Source organism: Pseudomonas sp. R5(2019) (assembly GCF_009905435.1).
Taxonomy (GTDB): domain Bacteria; phylum Pseudomonadota; class Gammaproteobacteria; order Pseudomonadales; family Pseudomonadaceae; genus Aquipseudomonas.
Window position 1 is genome coordinate 1 of record NZ_JAAAMT010000034.1, and the last position, 25,137, is coordinate 25,137.

General features: G+C 62.0%; 24 protein-coding genes and 1 pseudogene. 11 read left to right on the plus strand and 14 right to left on the minus strand.

Annotated features, from left to right (window positions below):
• Positions 1-212 precede the first annotated feature (212 nt).
• The 5 genes from GUY40_RS19715 to GUY40_RS19735 all read right to left on the minus strand — a co-directional run bounded on the left by GUY40_RS19715 (position 213) and on the right by GUY40_RS19735 (position 5,322).
• Positions 213-803 carry a TetR/AcrR family transcriptional regulator gene (locus tag GUY40_RS19715; RefSeq protein ID WP_166570584.1) on the minus strand — a complete coding sequence of 197 codons (591 nt, stop codon included), beginning with the start codon at positions 801-803 and terminating at the stop codon, positions 213-215.
• Positions 804-827: 24 nt separating this feature from the next.
• Complete coding sequence (locus tag GUY40_RS19720) at positions 828-2,051, minus strand: multidrug effflux MFS transporter (RefSeq protein ID WP_166570585.1); 1,224 nt, start codon at positions 2,049-2,051, stop codon at positions 828-830.
• Positions 2,052-2,174: 123 nt separating this feature from the next.
• Positions 2,175-3,140 carry a transcriptional regulator FeaR gene (feaR, locus tag GUY40_RS19725; RefSeq protein ID WP_166570586.1) on the minus strand — a complete coding sequence of 322 codons (966 nt, stop codon included), beginning with the start codon at positions 3,138-3,140 and terminating at the stop codon, positions 2,175-2,177.
• Between the two features lie 117 nt (positions 3,141-3,257).
• The gene (locus tag GUY40_RS19730; protein ID WP_166570644.1) at positions 3,258-3,842 is read right to left on the minus strand and encodes a DUF3156 family protein; all 585 of its coding nucleotides are present in this window, start codon (positions 3,840-3,842) and stop codon (positions 3,258-3,260) included.
• The gene (locus GUY40_RS19735) at positions 3,823-5,322 is read right to left on the minus strand and encodes an APC family permease (RefSeq protein WP_166570587.1); all 1,500 of its coding nucleotides are present in this window, start codon (positions 5,320-5,322) and stop codon (positions 3,823-3,825) included. The genes GUY40_RS19730 and GUY40_RS19735 overlap by 20 nt, the downstream gene beginning before the upstream one ends.
• 380 nt (positions 5,323-5,702) lie before the next feature.
• Here GUY40_RS19735 and GUY40_RS19740 point away from each other — a divergent pair, with 380 nt between their 5' ends.
• A complete protein-coding gene (locus GUY40_RS19740) occupies positions 5,703-6,146 on the plus strand; it encodes a heme-binding protein (RefSeq protein WP_166570588.1) in 444 nt (147 codons plus the stop codon).
• Between the two features lie 12 nt (positions 6,147-6,158).
• On the opposite strand, the gene pssA is transcribed toward GUY40_RS19740, so the two are convergent.
• Complete coding sequence (gene pssA / locus GUY40_RS19745; protein ID WP_166570589.1) at positions 6,159-7,496, minus strand: CDP-diacylglycerol--serine O-phosphatidyltransferase; 1,338 nt, start codon at positions 7,494-7,496, stop codon at positions 6,159-6,161.
• Positions 7,497-7,730: 234 nt separating this feature from the next.
• Between pssA and GUY40_RS19750 the strand changes: the two genes are divergently transcribed.
• Positions 7,731-9,464, plus strand: a complete 1,734-nt coding sequence (locus tag GUY40_RS19750; protein ID WP_166570590.1) for an amidohydrolase — start codon at positions 7,731-7,733, stop codon at positions 9,462-9,464.
• A gap of 6 nt (positions 9,465-9,470) precedes the next feature.
• Here the strand turns inward: GUY40_RS19750 and GUY40_RS19755 are convergent, their stop codons facing one another.
• The 5 genes from GUY40_RS19755 to GUY40_RS19775 form a co-directional block, all read right to left on the minus strand.
• Positions 9,471-9,785, minus strand: coding sequence for an AzlD domain-containing protein (locus tag GUY40_RS19755; protein WP_166570591.1), 315 nt, complete (start codon positions 9,783-9,785; stop codon positions 9,471-9,473).
• On the minus strand, positions 9,782-10,480 hold the full coding sequence (locus tag GUY40_RS19760; RefSeq protein WP_166570592.1) for an AzlC family ABC transporter permease: 699 nt from the start codon (positions 10,478-10,480) through the stop codon (positions 9,782-9,784). The genes GUY40_RS19755 and GUY40_RS19760 overlap by 4 nt, the downstream gene beginning before the upstream one ends.
• 652 nt (positions 10,481-11,132) lie before the next feature.
• Positions 11,133-11,798, minus strand: coding sequence for an RraA family protein (locus GUY40_RS19765; RefSeq protein ID WP_166570593.1), 666 nt, complete (start codon positions 11,796-11,798; stop codon positions 11,133-11,135).
• A 199-nt stretch (positions 11,799-11,997) separates the two neighbouring features.
• Positions 11,998-12,912, minus strand: coding sequence for a LysR family transcriptional regulator (locus GUY40_RS19770; RefSeq protein WP_166570594.1), 915 nt, complete (start codon positions 12,910-12,912; stop codon positions 11,998-12,000).
• Entirely contained in the window at positions 12,909-14,693 is a 1,785-nt protein-coding gene (locus GUY40_RS19775; RefSeq protein ID WP_178117889.1) for an aconitase X, read from the minus strand. Before GUY40_RS19775 ends, GUY40_RS19770 begins: the two co-directional genes overlap by 4 nt.
• Positions 14,694-14,839: 146 nt before the next feature.
• Here GUY40_RS19775 and GUY40_RS19780 point away from each other — a divergent pair, with 146 nt between their 5' ends.
• On the plus strand, positions 14,840-15,709 hold the full coding sequence (locus GUY40_RS19780; protein WP_166570595.1) for an oxaloacetate decarboxylase: 870 nt from the start codon (positions 14,840-14,842) through the stop codon (positions 15,707-15,709).
• A 21-nt stretch (positions 15,710-15,730) separates the two neighbouring features.
• Here GUY40_RS19780 and GUY40_RS19785 read toward each other — a convergent pair whose 3' ends face one another.
• Together GUY40_RS19785 and GUY40_RS19790 are read right to left on the minus strand one after the other, a co-directional pair.
• Positions 15,731-16,084 (minus strand): DUF1428 domain-containing protein, encoded by a 354-nt coding sequence (locus GUY40_RS19785; RefSeq protein ID WP_166570596.1) that lies wholly within the window; start codon positions 16,082-16,084, stop codon positions 15,731-15,733.
• A gap of 287 nt (positions 16,085-16,371) precedes the next feature.
• Positions 16,372-17,397 carry an Ldh family oxidoreductase gene (locus tag GUY40_RS19790; RefSeq protein WP_166570597.1) on the minus strand — a complete coding sequence of 342 codons (1,026 nt, stop codon included), beginning with the start codon at positions 17,395-17,397 and terminating at the stop codon, positions 16,372-16,374.
• Positions 17,398-17,547: 150 nt separating this feature from the next.
• Here GUY40_RS19790 and GUY40_RS19795 point away from each other — a divergent pair, with 150 nt between their 5' ends.
• The 6 genes from GUY40_RS19795 (at position 17,548) to GUY40_RS19820 (ending at position 22,802) form a co-directional block, all read left to right on the plus strand.
• Positions 17,548-18,423 carry a MurR/RpiR family transcriptional regulator gene (locus GUY40_RS19795; RefSeq protein ID WP_166570598.1) on the plus strand — a complete coding sequence of 292 codons (876 nt, stop codon included), beginning with the start codon at positions 17,548-17,550 and terminating at the stop codon, positions 18,421-18,423.
• Positions 18,424-18,451: 28 nt separating this feature from the next.
• Positions 18,452-19,207, plus strand: coding sequence for a transporter substrate-binding domain-containing protein (locus GUY40_RS19800; RefSeq protein ID WP_166570599.1), 756 nt, complete (start codon positions 18,452-18,454; stop codon positions 19,205-19,207).
• An 89-nt stretch (positions 19,208-19,296) separates the two neighbouring features.
• Positions 19,297-20,016, plus strand: a complete 720-nt coding sequence (locus tag GUY40_RS19805; protein WP_166570600.1) for an ABC transporter permease — start codon at positions 19,297-19,299, stop codon at positions 20,014-20,016.
• On the plus strand, positions 20,013-20,723 hold the full coding sequence (locus tag GUY40_RS19810) for an ABC transporter permease (protein ID WP_166570601.1): 711 nt from the start codon (positions 20,013-20,015) through the stop codon (positions 20,721-20,723). The genes GUY40_RS19805 and GUY40_RS19810 overlap by 4 nt, the downstream gene beginning before the upstream one ends.
• Before the next feature lie 26 nt (positions 20,724-20,749).
• Positions 20,750-21,991: an FAD-binding oxidoreductase gene (locus GUY40_RS19815; protein WP_166570602.1), complete on the plus strand. Its 1,242-nt coding sequence runs from the start codon at positions 20,750-20,752 to the stop codon at positions 21,989-21,991.
• A 19-nt stretch (positions 21,992-22,010) separates the two neighbouring features.
• Positions 22,011-22,802: an amino acid ABC transporter ATP-binding protein gene (locus tag GUY40_RS19820; protein ID WP_256675796.1), complete on the plus strand. Its 792-nt coding sequence runs from the start codon at positions 22,011-22,013 to the stop codon at positions 22,800-22,802.
• A gap of 20 nt (positions 22,803-22,822) precedes the next feature.
• Here GUY40_RS19820 and GUY40_RS19825 read toward each other — a convergent pair whose 3' ends face one another.
• The gene (locus GUY40_RS19825) at positions 22,823-23,989 is read right to left on the minus strand and encodes an AAA family ATPase (protein WP_166570603.1); all 1,167 of its coding nucleotides are present in this window, start codon (positions 23,987-23,989) and stop codon (positions 22,823-22,825) included.
• 136 nt (positions 23,990-24,125) lie between these two features.
• On the opposite strand from GUY40_RS19825, the pseudogene GUY40_RS19830 reads away from it, so the two are divergent.
• Positions 24,126-24,305: pseudogene (locus tag GUY40_RS19830) on the plus strand (hypothetical protein); the annotation flags it as partial.
• A 589-nt stretch (positions 24,306-24,894) separates the two neighbouring features.
• A complete protein-coding gene (locus tag GUY40_RS28410; protein ID WP_256675797.1) occupies positions 24,895-25,107 on the plus strand; it encodes a hypothetical protein in 213 nt (70 codons plus the stop codon).
• Positions 25,108-25,137: the final 30 nt, after the last annotated feature.

Sequence of the window (25,137 nt, forward strand, 5' to 3'; positions counted from 1 at the left end):
GGCCGCGCAGCGGCCCCGGAGGCCATTGGCATCTGTGATTGAGCCAGCGAGTGCAGGTGATTTCAGAATCGCCGGGGCCGCTTCGCAGCCCATCGCGGCCAGGTCCGCTCCTACACGGATTTCGGCGGTTCATCCCTTAACTGACCGGCATTGGGGCAAGCCCGGCTCCTACCGTAGGAGCCGGGCTTGCCCGCGAAGAGGCCGCACCACATTTATAAGGTCGGGTTCTCCAGCGACTGGGCAAAGATGTACCACAACGCCCGCAGGCGCCGCGCATAACTCTCGGGCCCGGCATAAAACAACTCCACGTGCAGGCTGTCGATGATGCCCAGGTATGCATCGCTGAACAGCGTCAGCCGCGACTCATCCATATCCACTGATTGAGCGCGCAAGGCCGCACGGAACAACTCGCCCATCCGCTCCAGATACGCCTCGAAGCCACGGCTGATCGCCGGGCGCAGTTCAGCCGGCGGAAAGAACGCTGTGCGCAGCAAAAAGCGCAGGTTCGATGAACACTCGTAACGCTCGCTCAAGCGCTCGCTGTGCAACTGGCCCGGCACGCCGCACGCGCGCCCGGCTTGCGCGAAGCACTGCTCCACGTATTGATACTCGGCCGCCAGCGCACGCTCGAATACCGCCGCGAACAGGTCGTCCTTGCTGGTGAAATGGGCGTACAGCGACGCCTTGCGCATCCCGGCAGCGCCGGCAATTTCATTCAATGACGATGCGTCGTAACCGTGTTCGGCAAAGTGCTCCACGGCAATCAGGCAAATACGCTCGGCCGATGGTGTCAGGGTTCTCAAAACAGGCTCCCGGTCCGTCAAAAGTCAGTGGCTGGCGAGGCTGGCCGGCGCATTCACGGCCTGGCGTGCGCAGGCACGGGTCAACAGCAGCACCACCAGCGCCGACGCGGCCAGCAGCCCCGCCCAGTGCGCAGTGCCCAAGGGCGCCATGATGCCGGACAGTGGCGTCGCGGACGAGGAAATCATCAACTGAAAGGCTCCCAACAATGCCGCCGTCGAACCCAGCGAGCGGGTTTGCGAGGCCATCACCAGCGCCATTAGCGTGGCTTCACAGATGCCCAGGCCGAGCATGGCCAGCGCCAACCCGCCGACCACGCCTGCCAGACCGACACCGGCCAGCGCGCTGAGCAGCGTCAGCAACGCACCAGCCAACATACAGCCAGCACCGGCCAATGCCAGGCGTGCAAGTCCGAATCGGCTGACCAGCCGACCGGCCAGCATCGCGCCGAGCAGGACCGCCACGCCTGTAACGCCAAACAGCACCCCGAAGGTTTCGCTGCTGAGGCCGAAATGGGTCTGGTAGACGAACGCCGCGCCACCGATATAGGCAAACAGAAAGAAAAACACTGCCGACAGCGCCAGCGTCGGGCGCAGGAACTGGCCGTCCCTGGCGATTCGCAGGTAGGTGCGCAGGATGCTGCGTGGCTGCCACGGCTGGCGCTTTTCACGCGGCAGGGTTTCCTCGAGCACCACCCAGGAGTTGAGCCATACCAGAGCGCCAAGCGCCGCCAGCACCCACATGATCGCGCGCCAGCCGAAGTGGCTATCGAGGAAACCGCCGACCGCAGGCGCCAGCACCGGCGCCAGGCCTTCGATGGTCATCAGCAAGGCGAAAATCTGCGCTGCCCGTGCACCCTCAGCCACATCTCGGACCATGCTCATGATCACCACCAGGGTCAGCGCGCTGCCCAGCCCCTGGACAAACCGCGCCCACAACAGCACCTCAAGGCTCCCCGCTTCGGCGGCCGCCACGGAGCTTGCGATAAACACCAGCAAGCCCGCCATCAGCGGCCCGCGTCGGCCGAGGGTGTCAACCAGTGGGCCAAACACCAACTGGCCGGCGCCCATGGCCAACAGAAATACCGTCAACGTCAGCTGCACCTGGGCATAACTGCCGCCAAATTCCTCGGCAATCTTCGGCATGCTGGCCAGATACATGTCCACGGCCGATGGACCGAGCACGCCGATCAGGGCCAGTGCCGCAGCGAATTTGAGGTTGGAGGGCAGCGAAGGTGCAGGTGAAGACATGGGTGGCATCCCGGATTTATTGACCTACCGAACGGTAGGTAGTGAATCCGGGCAAGCCTATAGGGGGTGCCATTGAAGGTCAACCCATTAACCTCTTCATGATTTCCTTGTGCGATAAACCTGTTAGGCGGCCGGAGCCATGGCGTGCTGCATCGAACTCGCCCGGAAGTCCTTGGGCGACAGGTCGAAGTGCTTTTTGAACGAACGGCTGAAATGCGCGGAATCGGTAAAGCCCCATTTGTAGGCGATGGAGGTAATCGATTCGGTCTTGAGGATCGGGTTGGACAAGTCGTCAGCGCTGCGTTTGAGACGGGCGCGCTGGATGTAACGGCAAACGCTGTCGCCCTGCTCTTCAAACAGGCGATACAGATGACGCACCGAAATGTTCAGGCGATTGGCGAGATTGACCGGGGTGAGGCCAGGTTGAGCCAGGGATTCATCGATGACTTTCTGCACATAACTGCGCAGATTGGCACCGTTGAGGTTGAGCGGCAGTTCGCGCTCGTCATCATCGCGTTCCAGCGCCGAACCCAACAGCGACACAAAGGCCGTTTGCAGAGCTTCGCCCTCGCTGCCGGCAGCATGGTGGTCGCCGGTTTCCTTGCACAGCTGGTCCATGAGCAGGTGGAGCATGCGCCCGCATGCCTTGTTCTGGGAAATCTTGCCGAAGGCTGCCACACCCTGCCCCAGATGCTTGCGCACTTCATTGCGCGAGAGCCCCAGCGAGACGTGCTCGATCAGCCCGAAGGGGGTTATTTCACAGCTGCCCACCGAGTCCATCAACACCATGTCACCGGGGGCCAACTGAATGCTGACGCCGTTTTTAGAGACCTGGGCATAACCGCTGCGCTGGCTGATCAGGAAGCAATCCTGATCGTCGTCACGGTCTGCATTCAGGCTGTTGCGACGAATCACGCCGGCATTGGTTCGCAAGTTGGCCCACGACAAACCGCCTCGGGACCAGTTGGAAATTTCACCGATAAACAGAGACCGATTGTAGGCAAGCTCGGTGTCGAAACGCCCGCAGGTGGCCTGCATGGTGGCGTTCCAGCGATCGAGCTGACACAAACTGGCCGAATGGATGCTCATAGCTACCTCCACGATGGCATCTTGTTTTTGTTGAGCAACAGTTAACATGTTATCTATTTGCGCGCAACAACTTGAGATATTCCAACGGCAAAGCAGAATGGCTGCCAACTCGTCCGTTCAAAGTCTCAAAAGCAGGCGTTTCACGCCCTCCAGGCTGTCGAGCAAGCACTTTCGCTGGTCAGGGTTAAGGCGAATATAGCGACGAAAGGCAGGCATTTTGTTAACCACTTCACTACCGCCCATGTGCTCCAGCCGCAGGGTCCAGCAGCCATCCGCCAGCTCGATGTGCAGCCGTTTGAAGTCCAGTGGCAACAGCGTGGCCAGCAAGGCGCTGTCGGCCTGTAAATGCTCGTCCAGCGCTGTCACGATCGCCTTGTCGCCGGCACGCCGGCGGCACACCAGCCCGCTGCGCCGAATGGCGCCACCGTGGTGCACCTCAAGGCGCGCACTGCCCTGTTGCGAGGCGGGTATGCGGAGCACGAACTCAGTCATCACCAAGTGCATCAGCCACTGTGATTCGGTGCGTTCATGGATCTCGAACGCCAGCTCGCCGTCCTCATACAGCAGGCGAGCCCGGCCCGGCTCCATCATCTGGAAACCGGCCAGGCCCAGGTTGCGTCGCAGGTGTTCCAGGGTCGCCCCGGGGCGGTAACCGGCCGGGGCGCGCTGGGCACACATGAACTCAGAGAGTTTTCGCAGCATGTTGCAGGTACTCGCCGTGATGGCTGCCCGGTTCATTGGCAAACTCCTTGAGCAGCACTTCTTCAACCGAAGCGGGCTTGAATGGATTGACCTTCTGCACCACCAGCGTCCAGAACAGCGCGTACATCGCCGTGCCGCCGAGCATCAGGCCGAAGGGTACGTAGATGTCGGCGGGGTTCATGCCCGGCGGTGTGATAAACCACATGCCCAGCAGGATGCCGACGCTGGAAAGGATCTGCGGCAGCGGGAAGAACGGCGAGCGATAGGCACGCGGCAGGTCCGGGCGGCGAATGCGCAGGATCACCACCGACACAGTCACCAGCAGGTACCCAGTGCTCCAGGCACACACGGCCGCCAGCACCAGGTGCATGATGTTGTCGGTGTTGCCACCCAGCCACAGTGCATGGGCACACGGAATGATCATCGCCACCAGAATGCACAACAGTGGCGTCTTGAAGCGCGGGTGCAGGTAGGTAAACACCTTCGGCAACGCACCATCGACCGCCATGCCATAGAGGATTCGTGGCACGCCAGCCATCAGCGTGTTGATGGTCGCGGCACCGGCAAACAGGAAACCGATGCCCAGCCACAGCGGGCCAATGTCGCCCATCACCTGTTCGGCGAATTTCGGAATCGCCATCGGAGTATCGAGCAGGTGCACACCGCTGGCAGCGTCCAGCACCACGTTCTCGACCTGGCGCTTCATCGCCGCGCCATAGATGAACATGCACGACGCGACCCCCAGCAGCCCCAGCGCCATCGCCCGTGGCATGACCTTGGCCGACTGGCGCAGGTCTGGCGCCAGTGGGGTCACGAACTCACAGCCGACAAACATGAACATGGCCATGCCCACCAGCGACAGGATGGTCACCAGGTCGGTGCCGACCAGCGACTCGCCGAACAAGCCGTCCAACTGCACCGCGGGGGCAGCGATAAGGCCAAGGACGCCAAACACCATCAAGGTGGTCCACATGCCGAAGGTGAGGATGATTTCAGCCTTGCCGAAGGCGCTGACACCGAAGGCATTGAGAACGCCGAACACGATGACGAAGCCGACCCCGAGCAACCACGAACCACCTGCCGATTCAGCCAGGGTGTTGAGGTGTTCGAAGTTCACCAGCGCCATCACCCCGGACAGGATGGTCTCGGCAGTGCCGGCGAACACATGCACGATCAGGTAGGCCGACAGCGTGCCGGTAATCGCAAAAAAACGCCCCATGCCGCAGTTGATATAGTCGTACACGGAACCGGTGGTCGGCAGTATCGAGGCCGCCTCGGCGAACGTGCTGGCCTGGGCCAGCATCATCACCACCGCGATCATCATCGCAATGGCAAACGCACCGCCACCGATACCGAAGCCCATGGTTGCCGTCAGAATCACAGGGCTGGCCATGATCAGGCCGATGGTACTAGCCAGCGCTGTCGGGAAGCCGACCGTCCCCCGGTGCAGATGCGCGGTGAGCTTGGCGTTGATCGACATCGTGTTGGACCTCGAAAGCAGATGTTATGGTTATGAGCCCCGCGGCCTGTCCTTGACCGTGGGGCGCTGCATCACCACTTTGCACCTGTACAGGTATTGCGTCTTGCCCGAGGCTGCCGTGGGTTTTGTCACTGGCTGCCAGGGCCGCTTGGCTGCAGCCAGATCTAAACTTGGGTGGACATGCCAGCGGCTTGAGCGACGCTGTTAAATGCAGGGGCCGTTTCACGGCCCATCGCGGCCAGGTCCGCTCCTACAGGGCCAACACAATTCTGTAGGAGCGGACCCGGCCGCGATGGGCTGCGCAGCAGCCCCAAGGGCTTGCCGCCAATGCTTGGGATGTTCATCATCCTGCGCCCTACTCCCCTCAGGACTTCTCGCCCATGAACGGTCTACTGCGCCAACAACCGCAAATCACCCTGGTGCTCGCCACCCTCGCCAGCCAGGCCGCACAACAATTGGCGCAGAGCCTGAATGTCAGCGTCAGTATCAGCGTGGTCGACGCTGCCGGGCAGCTGATTCACCTGAGCCATATGGACAACGCCCCCAACCAGAGCCGCGACATTGCCTTGAGCAAGGCGCGCACCGCCGCCGGCTTCAAGGTTTCCACCGGCGCCTGGGACGAGCGCCTGAGCAAGTGTTCGCCGGGCGTGCAGCAAGGTTTGCCACTGCAGGCCAACCTGGCGTTGTTCGGTGGGGGTGAACCGTTTTTCTGGGAGGGAACGTTGATTGGCGCCATCGGCATTTCCGGCGCCTCGGAAAAGGTCGACAGCGATTGCGCCGCCGCAGCCCGCGATCGCGTCGCCGAGCTGCTGGCGGCCAGTTGACCTGCGCAGGTGTCAGAGCATGCGATAGAGCAAGCGCTCGATCCGCGTGAAGCGTACCCGCTGCAAGAATCGCCGCACCCGTTTGGGGTATTCATCGAAGGCTTGCAGCTGGTCGAAATGCTCGACCCGGCTGACATGCTGCTTGATCTGCTCAAGCTCCTGGTCGCGTTCAGCGGCCCACTGCGCCTTGGGGTCGTCGATCAGCAAGGCGTTTTCAAGGTCCAGGCGAAAACCTCGCGGGTTGAGGTTGTTGCCGGTCAACAGGGTGTAGCGCTCATCGACCCAGATGCCCTTGGAATGATACGAATGCCCCGGATCATTCCAGACGAACAGGTTCAGTCGCCGCTCGGCAATGGCCTGCTGGTGCTTTTGCGCGAAATTGCGCAGGTTTTTTTCGTAGAGATACGGCAGCACCGAACTCACACTGAACGGCTGCTCGGGCGGCACATAAAAGTCGTTGGCGATCTTGTCGCCGACGATGATATCGATCACCACCCCGCGTACCAGCGCACGGTTGATTTCATCGATCAGCACCCGTGGCGGATTGAAATACGGCGTGCACAGGGTCAAGCGCTGGTGACTGGCAGCGACCAGTTGGCAGATGGTGCGGTTGAGCGGGTTCTGCTTGCCGACCCCGAGCAACGGAATCACCCGCAAACCCTCGGCGCTGTCGCTGGCCTGGAAGGTCTCGTAGGCCATGCGCTTGAGGCTGGTGCGCAGCTGGCGGATATCAGCGCGCAGGCTGCGTGAAGTGGGCGGCGACGGCAGGTCCAGGCGGTTGGCGGCCTTTGAATCCAGCACGTGCTGCACCAGGCCCTGAAACGCATCGGCCAATGGTTTGCTGTGGATCAGGTGGTAACGGTCCAGGCGGTACTTGTCGAACTTGTGCAGGTAGACATTGTTCAGGCTCGCGCCGCTGTAGATGACGCAATCGTCGATCACGCTGCCCTTGAGGTGAAGTACACCGAACAGCTCACGGGTCTGCACCGGTACGCCATAGATTGGGACGTCCAACCCCTGGCGCTGGCGCTCGGCACAATACCAGGCCGAGTTGCCCGGTTGCTTGCCGGCGCCGATCAAGCCGCGCTGGGCGCGGAACCAGTCAACCACAATGACGATGTCCAGCACCGGGCGCGCGGCCTTGGCGCGATACAACGCGTCGAGGATCTCCTGGCCGGCTTCGTCCTGCTGCAAATACAAGGCGACGATCACAATCCGTCGTTCCGCGGCTGCGATCATGTCCAGCAGGCGCTGACGATAGTGCGCAGCCTTGGGCACGATGGTGATCGCCCGAGGTGACAGCTCGAAACCGCGAAGTGTTTGCAGCGTGGCGCTTGACGTGAACCTCATAAGCCTCTCAGCAGGTTATCTCTCTGGACGCTGCCATCATTACCACATTCTGTGGGGCGATGACTGCCCGATTGGACGTGTCCGTTGTTGCTGCCATTTCTGCTGGCGCAGGTGGCAGAAATGTCTTCGTCTGAATGGAGGTTGACGCACCCGCGGCCTGGCTGAACACTCGCGCAACACCAACGGCTCGACACCCAGGATCAAGCCACCGATTTCTATCAAGGGAATGTCTGTATGCGTCCAATGATATCGCTCTGCCTGATGGCCGCGCTTTTGGCGGCAGGGTCGCTGCACGCCGAAGACGCCGAGCCTGGCGCTACCATTGCCGATACCCTCTACTACGGTGGCGACATTCTCACCATGGAGGGCATGGTTGCGCGTTACGCCGAAGCGCTGGCGGTCAAGGATGGCAGGATCATTTACGTCGGCGATCGCAAAGGCGCCGACGCACTCAAGGGCGACACCACAACCCCCATCGACCTCAAGGGCCACACGCTATTGCCAGGTTTTGTCGATGCCCATGGGCATGCCTGGATGACCGGTTTCCAGAAGCTGACGGCCAACCTGCTGCCACCGCCCGATGGCCCCGGCAAGGACATTCCGGCGCTGGTCGCGCAGCTCAAGCAATGGCAAGCCAACAGCGGTGACTTCATTGCCAAGACCGGCTGGATCATCGGCTTCGGCTATGACGACTCGCAGCTTGCCGAAAAACGTCACCCCACCGCTGCCGACCTAGACCAGGTGTCGACTGAGGTGCCGGTGATCATCATGCACCAGTCCGGCCACTTGGGCGTGATGAACCACAAGGGCCTGGAATTGGCCGGCATGACCGCTCAGACGCCAGACCCCAAAGGCGGCGCGATCCGCCGTGAAGCCGATGGCCGCACCCCCAGCGGCGTGCTGGAAGAGATGGCATTTTTCACCGCCCTGGGCCAGTCCATGGGAAATCTCGACGCCAAGACCAACGAAGACATCGCGCTGGCCGGCGCCGAGTATTACAGCGAGTTCGGCTACACCACCGCCCAGGAGGGCCGCTCCAGCAAGGGCGTGGTCGAAACCTTCCAGCGCCTGGCCCAACAGGGTCGGCTGAAGATCGATGTCGCCGCCTACCCGGACTTGCAGTCCGAGCGGGCGTTCATGCTCGCCAACGGCACCCAGCCCACCTACAGCAATCACTTTCGTGTCGCCGGCGTGAAGCTCAGCCTGGATGGCTCGCCCCAAGGCAAAACCGCCTGGCTCAGCCAGCCCTACTTCCACCCGCCCCATGGGCAGCCGACCGACTATCGCGGTTACCCGGCCTTTGCCGAAAACAAGAACTTGCAAGCGTTGGTCAACCTTGCCTTCGAACACAACTGGCAACTGCTGGCGCACACCAATGGTGACGCCGCGGCGCAGCAACTGATCGATGACGTCGACAAGGCGGCGCAGACTTACGGCAATGACGACCGGCGCACCGTGATGATCCATGCCCAGACCGTGCGTGACGATCAGCTCGACCGGATGAAAACCCTGGGGATCGTGCCGTCGTTTTTCTCGATGCACACCTTCTACTGGGGCGACTGGCACCGGGACGAAACGCTGGGCAAGAAACGCGCCTGGCACATCTCGCCAACCGCTTCGGCGCTGAAACGGGAGATGTGGTTCACCGAACACCACGATGCCCCGGTGGCGCTGCCAAGCAGCCTGATGGTGCTGCACACCACGGTAAACCGCACCAGCCGCAGCGGCGAAGTGATCGGCCCGGATCAGCGTGTCAGCCCTTATATCGCTTTGAAGGCAATCACCGACTGGTCGGCGCGCCAGTACTTCGAGGAAGACAACAAGGGCACCTTGAGCAAGGGCAAGCTGGCGGACCTGGTCATTCTTGACCGCAACCCGGTGAAGGTCGAGCCGCACACCATCAAGGACCTGCGTGTGCTGCAGACCATCAAGGAAGGGACCCCGGTCTACACCGCAGCCCCGAACTGATCCGGCTTACAGCCAGGCCCGCAATACAAAGAAGAACGCCATGCTCAGCACCATGCTGAGCAAGGTGTTGCGCGTCCACAGCACCAGGCCGATGGCGACCAGCGAGCTGAGCAGGTACGGGTTGTCGACATTCAGGTTCAGCTGCTGGTCGGGCATGAACACGATCGGTCCGCAAATCGCGGTCAGCATGCCCGGAACGGCAAAACCGAGAAACTGCCGGACATTGCTGCTCAGGCGCACCGGCAGGCGCGGTTCGAGAAACACGTAACGGTTGAGAAAGACCAAAAGGCCCATGCCGAAAATCACCGCCCAGACCATCATGCCCGTCCCCTGTACAGCTTGTTGCAGACAAACCCCGCGCTCATCCCCGCCAGCCCGGACAACACCAGTGCCGGCCCCCATTGCCAGTAACTGAACAACACCGAAAAGAACAGCGAGGTGGCGACGCAGACCACCGTCGGCACGTTATTCACCAGAGGCGTGATCAGGGCGATAAAGGTGGCGGCGATGGAGAAATCCAGCCCCAACCTGTCGAGCCCGGGAATGCTGCTGCCGAGCACAATGCCCACCAGGGTGAACAGGTTCCAGGCCACGTAAAAGGTCAAGCCCACGCCCAGCGCGTACCAGCGGTTGAACTGCTGCGTGTCGTGCTGGCTGGTCAGGGCGAACAATTCATCGGTGAGCAGAAAGCCCAGACCCAGGCGCCAGCGACCCGGCAGGGTCGAAATCGCGGGGCGCATGCTCATGCCGTACAGCAGGTGTTGGGAAGTCAGCAGCAAGGTGGTCAGCAGGATCGAAAAGATCCCGGCACCGCCCTTGAGCATGCCGATGGCGACCAATTGCGCGGCGCCGGCAAAGACGATAGTGGACAGGCCCTGGCCCTGCAGGGGCGTCAGGTTGGCTTCAATGGCCATGGAGCCGGCCAGCAGGCCCCAGGGCGCCGTTGCCAGCGACAACGGCACAATCGCAACAGCACCGCGCAGAAAAGCGCTGCGCGGCAAGTGATGGTCAGACATAACACTCAACTACGGCAGATAAAGAGCCTTACTTTGCCATCCGTTGCGGGGGATGGCTTGAACGATCTTGCGCACTTTCGGGCCTCTCGCGGGCAAGCCTTGCTCCCACAGCGTCCGCTCAATATCAGTGGCGAGGCCGACTGCCACAAAAGCTGAGGCGATCATCTGTGGGAGATTCTATGGTTGACTGCAATTTTTTTGATGTAGGAGCCGAGCTTGCTCGCGATAAGGACGCCGCGATTTTACAGGTATTGCGCGTCATCGTTCATCGCGGCGGTGCGGCGATCCGACAAGCCCCAATGCCGGTCAGTTAAGGCATTGAGCGACACAACCCCTGTGGGAGCGGATTTATCCGCGAATGAATACACCGCGGTTTTTCAGGCATTGCGCGTCATCGTTCATTCGCGGATAAATCCGCTCCCACAGAATCTATGCCTTAACTGACTGGCATTGGGGCAAGCCCGGCTCCATCGCGGGCAAGCCTTGCTCCCACAAAATCAAAAGCACCGCAGTTTCGACAATTATGTAGATCGGTGTGGAGCAAAGCTTGCTCGCGATGGCACCCACTCTGGCACGGGATTTTCCGGTACCGGGCGTGCTGGTGTAATGGGTCTGGCCTGAAAACATCGCCTGGTGCGCGGCGTCGAGCTCCTCAGTTGGCAAGGCCGGCTTTGTCCAGCACCCTGTCCAGCCATGACTGATCCACGGCCCCGGTGGCGATCTCGGCTTTTACCTGTTCCTCATGGGCCTCGTGTTCGCGGGCCTTGGCCAGCACCTGCGCGGCGTCAGCCTGGGAGAAAGCGACAAAGCCGTCTTCGTCGCCGACGATGATGTCGCCGGGGCTCACGATCATGCCGCCGATGGACACCGGCACGTTGATTTCACCCGGGCCGCTTTTGTACGGGCCGCAATGCACCACGCTGCGGGCGTAGCACGGGGTGTGTTCAAAGCTGGCCACATCACGGATGGCGCCGTCGACGATAAAGCCTGCGCAACCGCGCTGCTCGGCGTACAGCTTGATCAGCTCGCCGATGACCGCGTTGGTGTTGTCGCCCTGGGCATCGATCACCAGCACATGGCCGGGCTCGAGCAAGGTCAGCGCCTTGTAGATGTAAAGGTTATCGCCTGGACGGGTCTTGACCGTCAGGGCCGTGCCGACCAGCTTGCCGGTGCGGTTATAGCGCGTCAGGCCACGGGCACCGATATGGCGTCCCAGGTTATCGCTGATGTGCGGGGTAACGACGCTGCGAAAGGCATCGATGAGCGCTGCCGATGCCAGCGGTGGGGAAGTGAGAATGCGCGAACCAGGGAAAGACATGATGACCTCCATGAACGATTGAAACCCGTGTGGGCATGGATCGATCTTATGAAAGGCCAGCCAATACTTTTAGCGATATTTTTTAATCTCAAAACATCACTTTTAGTAAACATTTGTAGGAGCCAGGCTTGCCTGCGATAAGGGCGTCGCGGTTTTACAGGTATTGCGCGTCATCGTTCATCGCGAGCAAGCTCGGCTCCTACGGGTTGCTGGTGTCCTGCAAGAGCAGCCGGCTGAAATCACAGCACTGGTGCGCCAGCCTTGCCACTTCCACGCTCAGGCCTTGCAAGCGATCGGCGCGGTGCACGGCGGCATAGCGGATCTGCGGCAAGCGCGGGCGGGTTTCGATGACCCGCAAGCGACCCTGGTCAACCAGCGGCGCCAGGCATTGGCGCGGCAGGTAGCTGATGCCCACCCCCGAGAGTGTCAGGCCGACCTGGGCGACCAGATAGTGGCTGATCAGCGTGCGGTTGAAGCGCACGTCATGTTGGGCGAACCAGCGGTCGTAGATCAGTCCGGTGCCCGAGCTTGAGCCCTGGGTCAGCACGGTGTAGGACGCCAGCGCCTGCACGTCCATGGGCCCGGTGTCCTGGTACAGGCCGGGCGCGCACATCCAGGCGTTTTCCACGGATTTGAGCGGGGTGGCGACAAAGCGTGCGTCGTCGAATACATCGGGCACGATAATCAGGTCGAGCTGATCGTTCTCAAGCTTTTTGAACAGCTCCGAACTGAGCTCCACCGAAGGCTCCAGCACCACTCTGGGGTAAGCCTGGCGGATGCTTTCAACCAGTGCGGGCAGCCAGGTCAGGGCGGTCAGTTCCGTCACGCCCAGGCGAAAGCGCCGCACCAGCACCTCCTTGGAGCTGATGCGCTCGAGCAGGTAATCGCGCTGGCGCAGCATTTCCGAGGCGTATTCAAACAACTCGGTGCCTTTTTCCGTCAGCCGGGCGCTGCGCTTTGAACGATCGAAAATCGGTACATCGAACGCGTCCTCAAGCTCCTGAACGCGTTTGGAAATCGCCGACTGGGACATGTTCAACTTCAGCGATGCCGACTCGAAGCTGCCCAATTCCACGATCCAGTAAATGGCTTCCAACTGTTTGAAGGTAATCATGACACCGCCTCTGGCGCAGTCATCAGCCACGCCGGCAAGCCGCCCGCCCACTGCCCGCTGCAAGCCGCTTGCACGCAGTTCTGCAGACTGCCGAAATGCACCTTGCGCCCCACCAGCCCCGGGGCGTAATGGGCATACTTGCCGGAGTTGGTCATCAGCGTGGAGGTGCCAGGGGGGACAATCGGCTCGCCGAGCATGCACCAACAGGTATCCGTCACCAGCTGCGCGCCGAAGGCCTCCAATACCGCGACGTACCCGGCCGCACGGGCGCGCTCGTGAACATCGCGCCCCAGGGTGATCACCAGCGCGGTGCCCGGATGTTTGCGGCGCCCCGCGCACAGCTGCGCCAGCCGCGCGCATTCCGTCAGCGAGAAATGCGGGTTACCGAGCGACACCAGCTGCACCGCCACTTCCGTGGAGCTGTCCAGTTCTGCCCATGACCGGGCCAGCGCGTCACGGCTGACCTCAATGAGGCGACGCGGCGCAAGACCGCCGAGTGCCTGTTCGACGCTGCTCGCCTCAGGCGTCACGCCGACAATATGAAACATGGGTGCCGCCGAGGTGGTTGCAAACGCGGCGCCAAACGCCTTCAAGTCGTCCAGGCTCGGCTGCGCCTGTTCCAGGCCGCAGAGCACCGGAATTTCGGTCGACGCCAGCAGCCCCACGTGATAGCCGAGCAAGGGGTAGAAGGCGTCATCGGCCCCGGCCGGCTTGCACACATCGATGCGCACCGTGGCCTTGCGGCCGTCGTCCCGGTGGCTGCCGACCAGCGGCGCGCGACCTGTGAGGGCGATGCAGATATCGAGGTAATCCGGGTATTTGAGCGTGCGCGCTCCCAGCACGCTGTTGGCATAGACCACCGCGTTGGACTCGGCCCAGACGATCTGTTCGCCAAGGCCCGGTGCCGTCTCCAGCAGATACGGCGCGCAGGTGAAGCTGACCCGTGCACCCATGTCCAGATAAGCGTCGCCCAGGGCACTGGCAGGTTCCCCCAGGGCGGCATCGACCCCGAGTTCGCGCCATCTGCGCTTATCGACCGAAATGGCATTCAAGGTGGTCGGCACCCGCACCTGTGCCCCCCACTCCACCAATTTGCGGGCAAACCGCAAGCTGGCGTGGCCGGTGTAAATGCAGCCGTCGATATGCGCCTGGGTGACGTCCACCAGCTCGCGCGCGCCCTGCAATGCGGCGATTCGCATCAGCAGTTGCATGGCGACCTGAGTGGCCTTGCCGTGCCGGCCGTCGAGCATTTCGCGGTCGAGTGCATTGAGATGAAGCGATGTCTTCGGCGCGGCGCTGTCCACCCCATCAGACGGCGCCCATGTCACGGCAGGCAGCTGTTCGAACACGGTCACCTGCCCGCTCTCCAACCGCGCCGCTGCGCCGTCCTGCAAGCGCGCGAACCCGTCGGCCCCCAGGCACACCACCGGCAACGAATGGCCGAACATCACCTCGGCCACCACCACGCCCAAGGTCAGGATCTCGTCGGGCTCAGCCAGCAGCAACCCGGCCGGCGCATGCCCGTTAAGGATCAGTTCCAGCATCACGCTGCTGCCCGTGCACGAGCCGCGCCCACTCGGGATGGCGAGGACCTTGCCGGCCAGGCAAACGCCACTGAGCGGGTGATGCCGGTCGATCACCTCACCCGTCGACGGCTCCACCCCACCCCAGAAACTCAGGCCGACTTCGGCGTACACCAGCTCTCCCTGCGCACGGCCTTGCACCAGGCTGCGCCCGCTGAGGACGTAGGTCTGCGCGGTTGAACCTGTCTCTTCTGTCATGTTCTGCTCTCTTGGACCCATCGGCTTCATCGACCATTCATTTGGCGGTGATAGCCTTTTTGCCGTATCGTTTCAGCACCCAAATGAACTATTAGATTCGTCGATTCGACCGAGCATGTCGAATCAACACTGCTACCGGAGTCACTATGCCCAGGGCCTCTCACACAGATTTGCGCCGCAATTTCCGCTCGTTGCTTGCCTCGAACACCTGCTATCACACCGCCTCCGTCTTCGACCCGATGTCGGCCCGCATCGCCGCTGACCTTGGCTTTGAAGTCGGCATCCTGGGCGGCTCGGTCGCCTCGCTGCAGGTCTTGGCCGCACCAGACTTCGCCCTGATCACCCTGAGTGAATTCGCCGAGCAGGCCACCCGCATCGGTCGGGTGGCACAACTGCCGTTCATCGCCGATGCCGACCACGGCTACGGCAACGCACTCAATGTGATGCGCACGGTGATTGAACTGGAGCGTGCAGGCGTCGCGGCGCTGACCATCGAAGATACCCTGCTGCCGGCCCAATTCGGTCGCAAGTCCACCGACCTGATCAGCGTTGCCGAAGGCGTCGGCAAGATCCGCGCAGCGCTGGAAGCCCGCGTCGACCCGGAACTGGCCATCATCGCCCGCACCAACGCCGCCCTGGTGCCGGTGCGGGAAGTCATCAACCGCACCCAGCAGTACCAGCAGGCTGGCGCGGACGGCATTTGCATCGTCGGCGTACGTGACTTCGAACAGCTGGAACAGATTGCCGAAGGCCTGAGCGTACCCTTGATGCTGGTCACCTATGCCAACCCGCTGTTGCGCGACGACGAGCGAATGGCCGAGCTGGGTGTACGCATTGTCGTGGACGGCCATGGCGCCTACTTCGCCGCGATCAAGGCCACCTATGATTGCCTGCGCGAACAGCGTCAGATTGTCAGCAACACCTCGGACCTGAATGCCACCGAACTGACTCACACCTACACCCGGCCCGAGGATTACATCGTCTGGGCCGAGGAGTTCATGAACGTCAAGGAGTAAAATCCACCAGCGCCTGAGGCTTCAAGCCTGCACGATCATCTCGAAGCCACCGAAGATCAACCGCTGCCCGTCAAACGGCATCGGATTGACCTCCGGCTGCAAGCGCGGGTCGGCCATCACCTTGGCCATGCCCTCGTCGCGTACCTGGCGCGACGGCCAGATGATCCAGGAGAACACCACTGTTTCGTCCTCCTTGCATTTGACCGCCATCGGGAACGACGTCACCTTGCCTTCGGGCACGTCATCGCCCCAGCATTCGGCCACGCTCAATGCGCCATATTCCTTGAATACGGCTGCGGCGGAATTGGCATGGCGCTTGAATTCCTCGCGTTTGGCAGTGGGTACCGCGGCAACAAAACCATCGACATAGGACATGACGTTTCTCCTGTTTGAACCGGGGATCGGCTCGACCTGCTTACCAGTCGATCCAGCATGGGCCGGATCGACAGATTGGGTGGATAGACATCAAGGTTGCCGACCAATGGCTTATGGACTCTGTAGGGAATTTTATGGTTTGGGACGCTCTCCCGCAGATTGTAGGAGCAGAGCTTGTCGGGGCGCCGAACCGTCGCGATAGCTTCACCGCGGTCTACCAGATAAACAGCGGCGCCTGCATCGCGAGCAAGCTCTGCTCCTACATACGGGTGAACGGCTGAGCCAAATTAGATTCCCGCCAACGCGCGCAGGCGCTGCATTTCTTCGCGCTCAACCATCACGCCGTCGCGCGCCGACAGCTCGCGCTCGCGGTAGCGCCGCTCGCCCGGCAGCCGCTTGAGGCCGGCCTCTTGCATCTGCCGGACCAACTCATGGCTGCGCTGGGCAAAGCTGCCGCCGGATTTCTGCGGGTCGATGACGATGATCAACTGACCGGTCCAGGGCGTCTTCGCGCCTGGATGCTTTGACCAGTCAAACTCGAAGGAGAAATGGCCGCCGGTCAGCGCCGCGGCCAGCAATTCGACCATCATCGACAACGCCGAGCCCTTGTGCCCGCCAAACGGCAGCAGTGCCCCGCCGTCCAGAATGGTCGCCGGGTCACAGGTCGGGTTGCCGTCACGGTCGACGCCAATGCCGGGCGGCAGCTGCTCACCCTTGCGCGCGGCGATCTGCACGTCGCCGTGCGCCATGGCGCTGGTGGCCATGTCGAAGACGATCGGGTCGCTGCCCGCGCACGGCGCGGCGAAGGCGATGGGGTTGGTGCCGAACAGCGGCCTCTTCGCCCCGTGTGGCACCACGCACGTCATGCTGTTGACCACGCTCAAGGCCACCAGCCCTTCGTCGGCAAACGGCTCGACATCCGGCCACAAGGCCGCGAAGTGGTGCGAGTTATGAATCGCCAGCACCGCGATGCCCGCCTCACGCACCTTCTGCACCAGCAACTCGCGTGCCGCCGCCAACGCCGGCTGGGCAAAGCCGCCACCGGCATCGACGCGCACAAATCCCGAGGCCACATCCTCGACCACAGGCGTTGCCTTGCCGTTCACCCAGCCGCTGGCCAGCGTCGACACGTACCCTGGAATGCGGAACACACCGTGGCTGTGAGCGCCATCGCGCTGGGCGCTGGCGCAGTTGAAGGCCAGTACGCGGGCCACCTCGGCGGAGGTGCCGTGGCGAACGAAAATCGTCTCCAGCAAGGCCTGCAAGTCAGCAAAGGCAATATGTTCAACGGCGTGATCGGGAGTTACGGACATCTGGAGCTCCATTATTGATGGTTGGAGGGGCTGCAGCGGTGCTCGGACAGGTCGAAACTCTCGCCCAATGACAGTTATCTGTCAATTGTTGACTTAGTGACAGAAAACATTCATTTTCTTGTCCAAGCGCAACAACCTTGAGAACGAGCTGTGAGCCAACCGATCAAACAACGTCTGGAAAACAGCCTGCCAACGGCAGCCGCTTCAGGTCGGAAAATCGCCACCTATATGCTCGCCAATTTGCCGGAGCTGCCGTTCCAGACCTCCGCCAGCATTGCGCAAAAACTCGGGGTCAGCGAGTCCAGCGTCGGGCGCTTTTGCCGTTCGTTGGGCTATAGCCATTTCAAGGAGCTGAAAAACGATCTGAAGGACGACCTGGGCGACGGCCCGTGGCTGGTCGGTGATCGTTTACAAGAATTTCGCCAACAGCCAGGCAACGACTCGCAAGACGCCTCCCGCAGCCTGGAGCTGGAAGTTGCAGCGTTGGTGCGGGTCTATGAATACAGCCGCACCGAGGCCTGGCAAACCGTGGCCCAGCGTCTGGCCAGTGCACCGAAAGTCTGTGTCGCAGGCTTTCAGACCGAACGCGGCGTGGCCCTGTCGATGGTCCATCTGCTGCAGTACCTGCGCGACGGCGTGCAGGTGGTCGATGGCGCTGCCGGGCACTTTGGCGAGGTGTTGCTCAGCCGCCCGCAAGACTGCGCGCTGGTGGTGTTCGAAGCGCGCCGTTATTCGCGCCACGCCCTGACGCTGTGTCGCAAGGCACGCGAAGCGGGCATCCCGGTCACACTGGTGACCGACACCTTCTGCGACTGGGCCGATGCCCATGCCGATGAAGTGTTTCGCATCCCCACCGAATTCAATCTGTTTTGGGAGTCCTCCGCGACGATGCTGTCGTGGGTACACCTGATGGTCAACGAGGTCTGCAAAAAACTCGGGCCGGACGTTGAAAAACGCTTGGAAGCAACTGCCGCACTACACAACGAATTCGTTGGCTATACGTCGTCAACGAGCAAACAACAATAGCAAAAGTGTGAACAGATCGAGGTGCAACATGAAACGAGTCGTCCGCTTGGCGGGTGCCTGTGCGCTGCTGTTGGCCGGTATGGGCACAGCCCACGCCGAAGTGTTGAAAATCGCCACCGAAGGCGCCTACCCGCCGTTCAACTACGTGGACTCGGACAATAAGCTGCATGGCTTTGACGTCGACATCAGCAACGCCCTGTGCGAGCGCATGCAGGTGCAATGCACCCTCGTCGCCCAGGACTGGGAAGGCATGATCCCGGCGCTGATCGCCAAGAAGTACGACGCCGTGGTGGCCTCGATGATCAACACCGAAGAGCGCCGCAAGAAAATCGCCTTCACCAACCACTACTACAAGACGCCCCTGTCGCTGGCCGTGCCCAAAGGCAGTGACATCACCGACGCCCAGACTGATTTCAAAGGCCGGGTGATCGGCGCCCAGTCCTCTTCCACCCAGGCGATCTACGCCGAAGACGTGTATGGCAAGGCCGGGGCCGAAGTGAAACTCTACCCGACCATGGACGAAGCCAACGCGGACCTGGCGGCCGGGCGCCTGGACGCAGTGATCGCCGACAAGTTCCCGCTGCTCGAATGGCTCGGCAAGTCCGGCAAGGACTGCTGCTCGTACCTGGGCGACATCAACGGCACCACCGCCGACGCCTCGATAGCCGTGCGCAAGGACGATGACGCGCTGCGCGAGCGCCTGAACAAGGCCCTGGACGAGATCGTCGCAGACGGCACTTACCAGAAGATCGCCAGCCGCTACTTCGCCTTCAACATCTACTAAACCGCACGTACTACTCACCTTTGCCGTTTGAGCCCGGCCCCACAGCGCGTGGGGCTGCGGATTAACGTGCGTGCCCGAGAGGTTCGAGCATGATCGAACAACTGTCCTTATTGTCTTTCGCCAGCGGCGGCTGGGGCCAGGCCCTGCTGGCCGGTGCCCTGGTGACCATTTCCCTGGCGCTGGCCTGTTTGCCCATCGGCCTGCCGCTGGGCCTCGCCCTGGCCCTGGCGACGCGCTCGCCCAAACGCTTGCCGCGCGCAATGGCCACCGTGTTTTCCACGGTGTTCCGTGGCCTGCCGGAGCTGCTCACGCTGCTGATCATTTACTACGGCTGCCAGATTGCCGCGCAGAAAATCCTCGCCGCCATGGGCTATGAGGGCGAAGTGCTGATCAACACCTTCATCGCCGCCATGGTCGCGTTCAGCTTTGTGTTTGCCGCGTTCTCCAGCGAGATCTGGCTGGGCGCCTTCAAGACCCTGGCCAAGGGTCAGTACGAAGCCGCGTCGGCGCTGGGCCTGGGCAAGCGCACGACGTTCTTCAAGGTGGTCCTCCCGCAGTTGCTGCGCACTGCCCTGCCGGGCCTGTCGAACAACTGGCTGTCGCTGCTCAAGGACACCTCGCTGGTGTCGACCATCTCGCTGGTGGACCTGATGCGCCAGACTAACCTGGCCGTCAGCGTGACCAAGGAGCCGATGTTTTTCTATGCCGTAGCCTGCTTTGGCTACCTGCTGTTTTCCGCCCTCTCGGGGCGCATTTTCAGCCTGATCGAACGGCACTTCAGCCGTCACCTGCGGAGCGCACGCCCATGACTTTCGACGACTTTGTGCGGCTGTTCCTCGACCCGGACCTGCTCGAACGCTATGGCCCGCGCTTTCTCGACGGGCTCCTGGTCACCGGCAAGCTGGTGGCGCTGTCGTTCACCATGGGCGCGGTGTTCGGCCTGCTGCTGGCCTTGGCGCGACTGTCCAACAACCTTGTGCTGCAACGCCTGAGCGCCGGCTACATCTACTTCTTCCGCGGCTCGCCGCTGCTGGCGCAACTGTTCATGCTTTATTACGGCTTGAGTGCCTTCAAGGACTTCTGGCAAGACGTGGGGCTGTGGTGGTTCTTCCGTGACGCCTGGTACTGCACGGTGCTGGCGTTCACCTTGAACACCGCCGCCTACCAGGCAGAAATCTTTCGCGGCAGCCTGCAGGCGGTGGCGCCGGGGCAGTACGAAGCGGCGCATGCGCTGAACCTGAAGCGCTCGACCACCTTCTTCAAGGTCATCCTGCCGCAGTCGATGATTGTCGCCATCGGGCCACTGGGCAACGAGCTGATCCTGATGATCAAGGCCAGCGCCATCGCTTCGCTGGTGACCATCTACGATTTGATGGGCGTGACCAAACTGGCGTTCTCGCGCAGTTTCGATTTTCAAATCTACCTGTGGGCCGCCGTACTGTACCTGCTGATCGTCGAGCTGGTGCGCCGCAGCCTCAAACACTTGGAAGGCCGCTTGGGCCGTCACCTGCGTTGAACCGTTTAGCTGAAGAGGATCGCTCCATGCATTGCCAAACCATCGTTCTGGGTGCCGGTATCGTCGGCGTCTGTACCGCCCTTCACCTGCAGGCGCGCGGGCGCAAGGTGGTGCTGATCGACCGCGACCAGCCCGGCAGCGGCACCAGCCACGGCAACGCTGGCCTGATCGAACGTTCAAGCGTCATCCCGTATGCCTTCCCGCGAGAACTGTCGAGCCTGCTGCGCTATGGCTTGAACCGCCAGTCCGACGTGCGCTACAGCTGGCGCTACTTGCCCAAGGCCGGCCCGTGGCTATTCAAGTACTGGCAGAATTCCGCCCCAGCGCAATTGGCGGTCGCCACCCAAGCCATGCTGCCCCTGGTACAGCGATGCGTTGAAGAACATGACACGCTGATCGAGGCCGCCGAATTGGGCTCACTGATCAAGGCCAATGGCTGGATCGAGGTGTACCACAATCAGGACGCGTTTGAAAAAGCCAAGGCCGAGGCCCACGCCCTGCTCAGCTACGGCTTGCGCTTTGAGGTGCTCGACCGCCAGCAACTGCATGAGCGCGAAGGCGACCTGAGCGCCAATGCCATCGGTGGCATTCACTGGCTGGACCCCAAAACCGTGAGCAATCCCGGCGCTCTGGTGCGGGGCTACAACGCCTTGTTCGTCAAACGCGGCGGCCACTTTATCCATGGCGATGCGCGCAGCCTGCGCCAGGTCGACAGCGACTGGCAGGTGGACTCGCGCCAGGGCCCGATCACTGCGCCTGAGGTGGTGATCGCCCTCGGGCCTCAGGCCGGCGATCTGTTCCGCCCGCTCGGCTATCGCATTCCGCTGGAGATCAAGCGCGGCTATCACCGCCACTACCGTCCCCGCGACGGCGCCGTGCTGGAACATTCGATCTGTGATGTCCAGGGCGGCTATGTGCTCGCGCCCATGGCCCAGGGCATTCGCCTGACCACCGGCATCGAGTTTGCGGCCAGTGGCGACCCGGCCAACGACATCCAGCTGACGCGTTGCGAGGCGCTGGCCCGCACGCTGTTCCCGCTTGGTGAGCCGGTCGAGGCCGAGCCGTGGCTGGGCCGTCGCCCGTGCCTGCCGGACATGCGCCCGGTCATCGGCCCGGCCTCCAGGCATAAAGGCCTGTGGTTCAACTTCGGCCATGCCCACCACGGCCTGACCCTGGGCCCGGTCTGTGGCCGCCTGCTGGCGGAAATGATGACCGGCGCGCCAACCTTTACCGACCCTGCGCCCTACAGCGCAGCGCGTTTCAAGTGATCAAGGGAGAACAACAACTATGCCTGGTCAAGTCACAAGCCTTGCCGCTTCCCGCCCGCAAGTGCAACCCGATCCGCGCAAGATCGTGGTCAGCATCGACGGGTTGAACAAATCCTATGGCGCCTTCCCGGTGTTGCGCGGTATCAACCTTTCGGTGCGTGAAGGTGAGCGCATCGTGTTGTGCGGGCCTTCCGGCTCGGGCAAATCAACCTTGATCCGTTGCATCAACCGACTGGAAATCGCCGAACACGGCACCATTCGCGTCAACGACACTGACCTTGCCCAGACCACCGCCCAGACGGCCCGGGTGCGCAGCGAAATCGGCATGGTGTTCCAGCATTTCAACCTGTTCCCGCATATGAGCGTGCTCGACAACTGCACCCTGGCACCCATGAGCGTGCGCGGCCTGGCGCGCAAGGAAGCCGAGGAGCGGGCACGCTTTTACCTGAACAAGGTCGGTATCGAAAGCCAGGCTGGCAAGTACCCCAGCCAGCTCTCCGGTGGTCAACAGCAACGTGTGGCGATCGCCCGGGCGCTGTGCATGAAACCCAGGATCATGCTGTTCGATGAGCCCACCTCGGCCCTGGACCCTGAGATGGTCGCCGAGGTGCTGGATGTGCTGGTAAAGCTGGCCGACACCGGCATGACCATGCTCTGCGTCACCCATGAAATGGGCTTCGCCCGGCAGGTCGCCGAGCGGGTGCTGTTTCTCGATGGTGGGCAGATCATCGAAGACAGCCCGCCCGAGGCGTTTTTCAACGCCCCGCAAACCGAGCGGGCCAAGGGGTTTCTTGCGCAGATTCTGCATTGAGCAGAGCTGTAGCCCTGCACTCAATCCGGCCATCGCCAAGCAGGGGCATCGAACTGCCCCTGTCCGGCCACTTCCGATTGCCCCAGGTTCTTTTCCAGGACGATGCTGTTGCAGTGCTCATGTTCCTCCAGTGCGGCGATCAAGCGGCTGGCATGGGACACCACCCAGACCTGGCAACGCTCGCAGGCACTGACAATCAATCGCGCCAGCGCGGGCAGCAGATCCGGGTGCAGACTGGTTTCCGGTTCGTTCAGCACCATCATCGAAGGCGGTCTGGGGGTCAGCAGCGCGGCCATCAGCAACAGGTAGCGCAGGGTTCCATCGGACAGCTCTGCGGCGCTGAGCGGGCGCAGCAGCCCGTGCTGGTGGAAACGCAGGCTGAACAGCCCGCCTGCTGGCGCATCGATTTCCAGCCGCGCACCGGGGAAGGCATCGGCTACGGCCGCCTGCAAGGCCTCGGCATCGCCGACTTCAATGATGGTTTGCAGCGCCGCCGCCAGATTGCGGCCGTCGTGATGGAGCACCGGGGTGCGAGTACCCAATTGCGGTTGCCGGGCGGGTGCCTCGCGGTCGGTACGAAAATGGTCGTAGAATCGCCAGCCGCGAATGCTCTCGCGCAGCACCAGCACTTCCGGTGAAGCGCGCAGGTTGCCGACCTGATCGAACAAACTGTCGAAGGCCTGCGCATGCATTTGCACAACGTCCCAGCTGCGCCCCTCGCGGGTGCGAATCGCCGGGCCATGGCGGTCGACCAGCAAGCTGGCCGGGCGGTAGGACGGCCCGGCCCAGATGCATTCGCGCTTGATCTCCGGGTCCAGCTTGAACGCGGTCGGATACGGCAGTGGCTCAGGCATCCCCAACGAAATGGCAAAACCGAAATCGTCACGGCCAAAGCCCAGCCGCAGGCGCTTGGCGTTCCTGGCGTGAAGGCCCTGCACCGCCACCTCGCCGTTGCGCATGCGCCGGCTGACGACCTCAGGCCCGGCCCACCAGGTGGAATCCAGCCCGCCCTCCTGAGCCAAGGCCTCGACCACCCCGCCCTGTGCGGTTTGGGCCAATAGCCGCAGGGCCTTGTACAGATTGGATTTGCCGCTGCCATTGGCGCCGGTAATCAGGTTGAGCGGGCCCAGCGCTACAACCAGGTGATTGATCGATCGGTAATTGGCCACGGCCAAAGTGGTAAGCATTGTGCGAGGCGTCCCTGTCTGACATCAGAAAGTGGTGGCAAGCATCAGGCATGAGCGGCCAGGCATCAACAACCTTCTCGTGACCGCCAAAATACTTATCATGCCTAACTAAATTCACTCAGGTTGTGTTGGCCCCATGGCAAAACGAAACCCCGCCACGCTCGAATCCCCTGCCCTGGAGGCCGATGCAGATATCGTCCTCGACGACCTGATCGGCTACGCCCTGCGCCGCGCGATCGAGCCGCCACAAGTGGTGCCGATGGTGAACAAACTCGAAGAACGCGGCCTGGCCCTGCGCGACAGCAGGTCGGTTGGCGATAATGCCAGTCATTTAAGGATTGAGTGACAGAGCTCTGGTAGGAGCCGGGCTTGCCCGCGATAAGGACACCGCGGTTTTACAGCTATTGCGCGTCATCGTTCATCGCGGGCAAGCCCAGCTCCTACAGCGCCATACCTCACCTGATCTGCGCGGAATGCTTTTGATTTTGTGGGAGCAGAGCTTGCTCGCGATAGCACCAACCTGAGCTCAGGCTATGCCGCAAATAGCCGCGTCTACCCTGGCCAGAATTTTGTCGCCGGTCTCGCACATTGAACATCGGGAAGACGGCGGCGCCGAAATAGCCAAACGGCCGTTCGGATGTTTTGCGGATCGTACCGGGCTGCCACGTCCTGCTGTCAAACAAGTTGGGTGGCAGCTGTACGCGGGTTGACAGACCGGGCTCCAGGTCCCGGCGCACACGAGGTGCCCCACGCACAGCCGCCATTGCACGAACAACAAGCGCAGCGGAAGGTATCTGATCGACACCGAGCTTCGCTGTAGGACATTTCTCTTTTTCGCTGGTATCGATGTTTGCTTGCAGCGGCCTTGCTAGCCTCTGCCGTTCCGCCAGAAGGAACCGGCTCCCATGACTGACCAGCCTAAAAACAGCAACAACCAAGCACCACCTGCACCGCCCGCGCGCCCCTTCGATTACTACGCCCGCTCCTCCCGCGCGAGCTATTTCACCGAACGCGTTCCCCCTGCCGAACCAGGGTTCTACATCGTCCCGCAGTCCATCTCGGAAGAAGACCTCTACCTCAGTTTTCTTGACGGGATGCCGGTCAGCGTCTTTCAATGAACCCAGGCACTCAATCCGCACCTGCGCGGC

Excerpts from the sequence above, each read along its gene's own strand:
- GUY40_RS19790 (WP_166570597.1), bottom strand. The coding sequence starts at position 17,397 with ATGTCCGTAACTCCCGATCACGCCGTTGAACATATTGCCTTTGCTGAC.
- GUY40_RS19815 (WP_166570602.1), top strand. The coding sequence starts at position 20,750 with ATGCATTGCCAAACCATCGTTCTGGGTGCCGGTATCGTCGGCGTCTGT.
- GUY40_RS19735 (WP_166570587.1), bottom strand. The coding sequence starts at position 5,322 with ATGTCGATCAACGCCAAGCTCACCGCGCATCTGCACCGGGGGACGGTC.
- GUY40_RS19785 (WP_166570596.1), bottom strand. The coding sequence starts at position 16,084 with ATGTCCTATGTCGATGGTTTTGTTGCCGCGGTACCCACTGCCAAACGC.
- GUY40_RS19755 (WP_166570591.1), bottom strand. The coding sequence starts at position 9,785 with ATGATGGTCTGGGCGGTGATTTTCGGCATGGGCCTTTTGGTCTTTCTC.
- GUY40_RS19740 (WP_166570588.1), top strand. The coding sequence starts at position 5,703 with ATGAACGGTCTACTGCGCCAACAACCGCAAATCACCCTGGTGCTCGCC.
- GUY40_RS19775 (WP_178117889.1), bottom strand. The coding sequence starts at position 14,693 with ATGACAGAAGAGACAGGTTCAACCGCGCAGACCTACGTCCTCAGCGGG.
- GUY40_RS28410 (WP_256675797.1), top strand. The coding sequence starts at position 24,895 with ATGACTGACCAGCCTAAAAACAGCAACAACCAAGCACCACCTGCACCG.
- GUY40_RS19750 (WP_166570590.1), top strand. The coding sequence starts at position 7,731 with ATGCGTCCAATGATATCGCTCTGCCTGATGGCCGCGCTTTTGGCGGCA.
- GUY40_RS19720 (WP_166570585.1), bottom strand. The coding sequence starts at position 2,051 with ATGTCTTCACCTGCACCTTCGCTGCCCTCCAACCTCAAATTCGCTGCG.
- GUY40_RS19730 (WP_166570644.1), bottom strand. The coding sequence starts at position 3,842 with ATGCTGCGAAAACTCTCTGAGTTCATGTGTGCCCAGCGCGCCCCGGCC.
- GUY40_RS19805 (WP_166570600.1), top strand. The coding sequence starts at position 19,297 with ATGATCGAACAACTGTCCTTATTGTCTTTCGCCAGCGGCGGCTGGGGC.
- pssA (WP_166570589.1), bottom strand. The coding sequence starts at position 7,496 with ATGAGGTTCACGTCAAGCGCCACGCTGCAAACACTTCGCGGTTTCGAG.
- GUY40_RS19760 (WP_166570592.1), bottom strand. The coding sequence starts at position 10,480 with ATGTCTGACCATCACTTGCCGCGCAGCGCTTTTCTGCGCGGTGCTGTT.
- GUY40_RS19825 (WP_166570603.1), bottom strand. The coding sequence starts at position 23,989 with ATGCTTACCACTTTGGCCGTGGCCAATTACCGATCGATCAATCACCTG.
- GUY40_RS19800 (WP_166570599.1), top strand. The coding sequence starts at position 18,452 with ATGAAACGAGTCGTCCGCTTGGCGGGTGCCTGTGCGCTGCTGTTGGCC.
- GUY40_RS19810 (WP_166570601.1), top strand. The coding sequence starts at position 20,013 with ATGACTTTCGACGACTTTGTGCGGCTGTTCCTCGACCCGGACCTGCTC.
- GUY40_RS19765 (WP_166570593.1), bottom strand. The coding sequence starts at position 11,798 with ATGTCTTTCCCTGGTTCGCGCATTCTCACTTCCCCACCGCTGGCATCG.
- GUY40_RS19770 (WP_166570594.1), bottom strand. The coding sequence starts at position 12,912 with ATGATTACCTTCAAACAGTTGGAAGCCATTTACTGGATCGTGGAATTG.
- GUY40_RS19780 (WP_166570595.1), top strand. The coding sequence starts at position 14,840 with ATGCCCAGGGCCTCTCACACAGATTTGCGCCGCAATTTCCGCTCGTTG.
- GUY40_RS19820 (WP_256675796.1), top strand. The coding sequence starts at position 22,011 with ATGCCTGGTCAAGTCACAAGCCTTGCCGCTTCCCGCCCGCAAGTGCAA.
- feaR (WP_166570586.1), bottom strand. The coding sequence starts at position 3,140 with ATGAGCATCCATTCGGCCAGTTTGTGTCAGCTCGATCGCTGGAACGCC.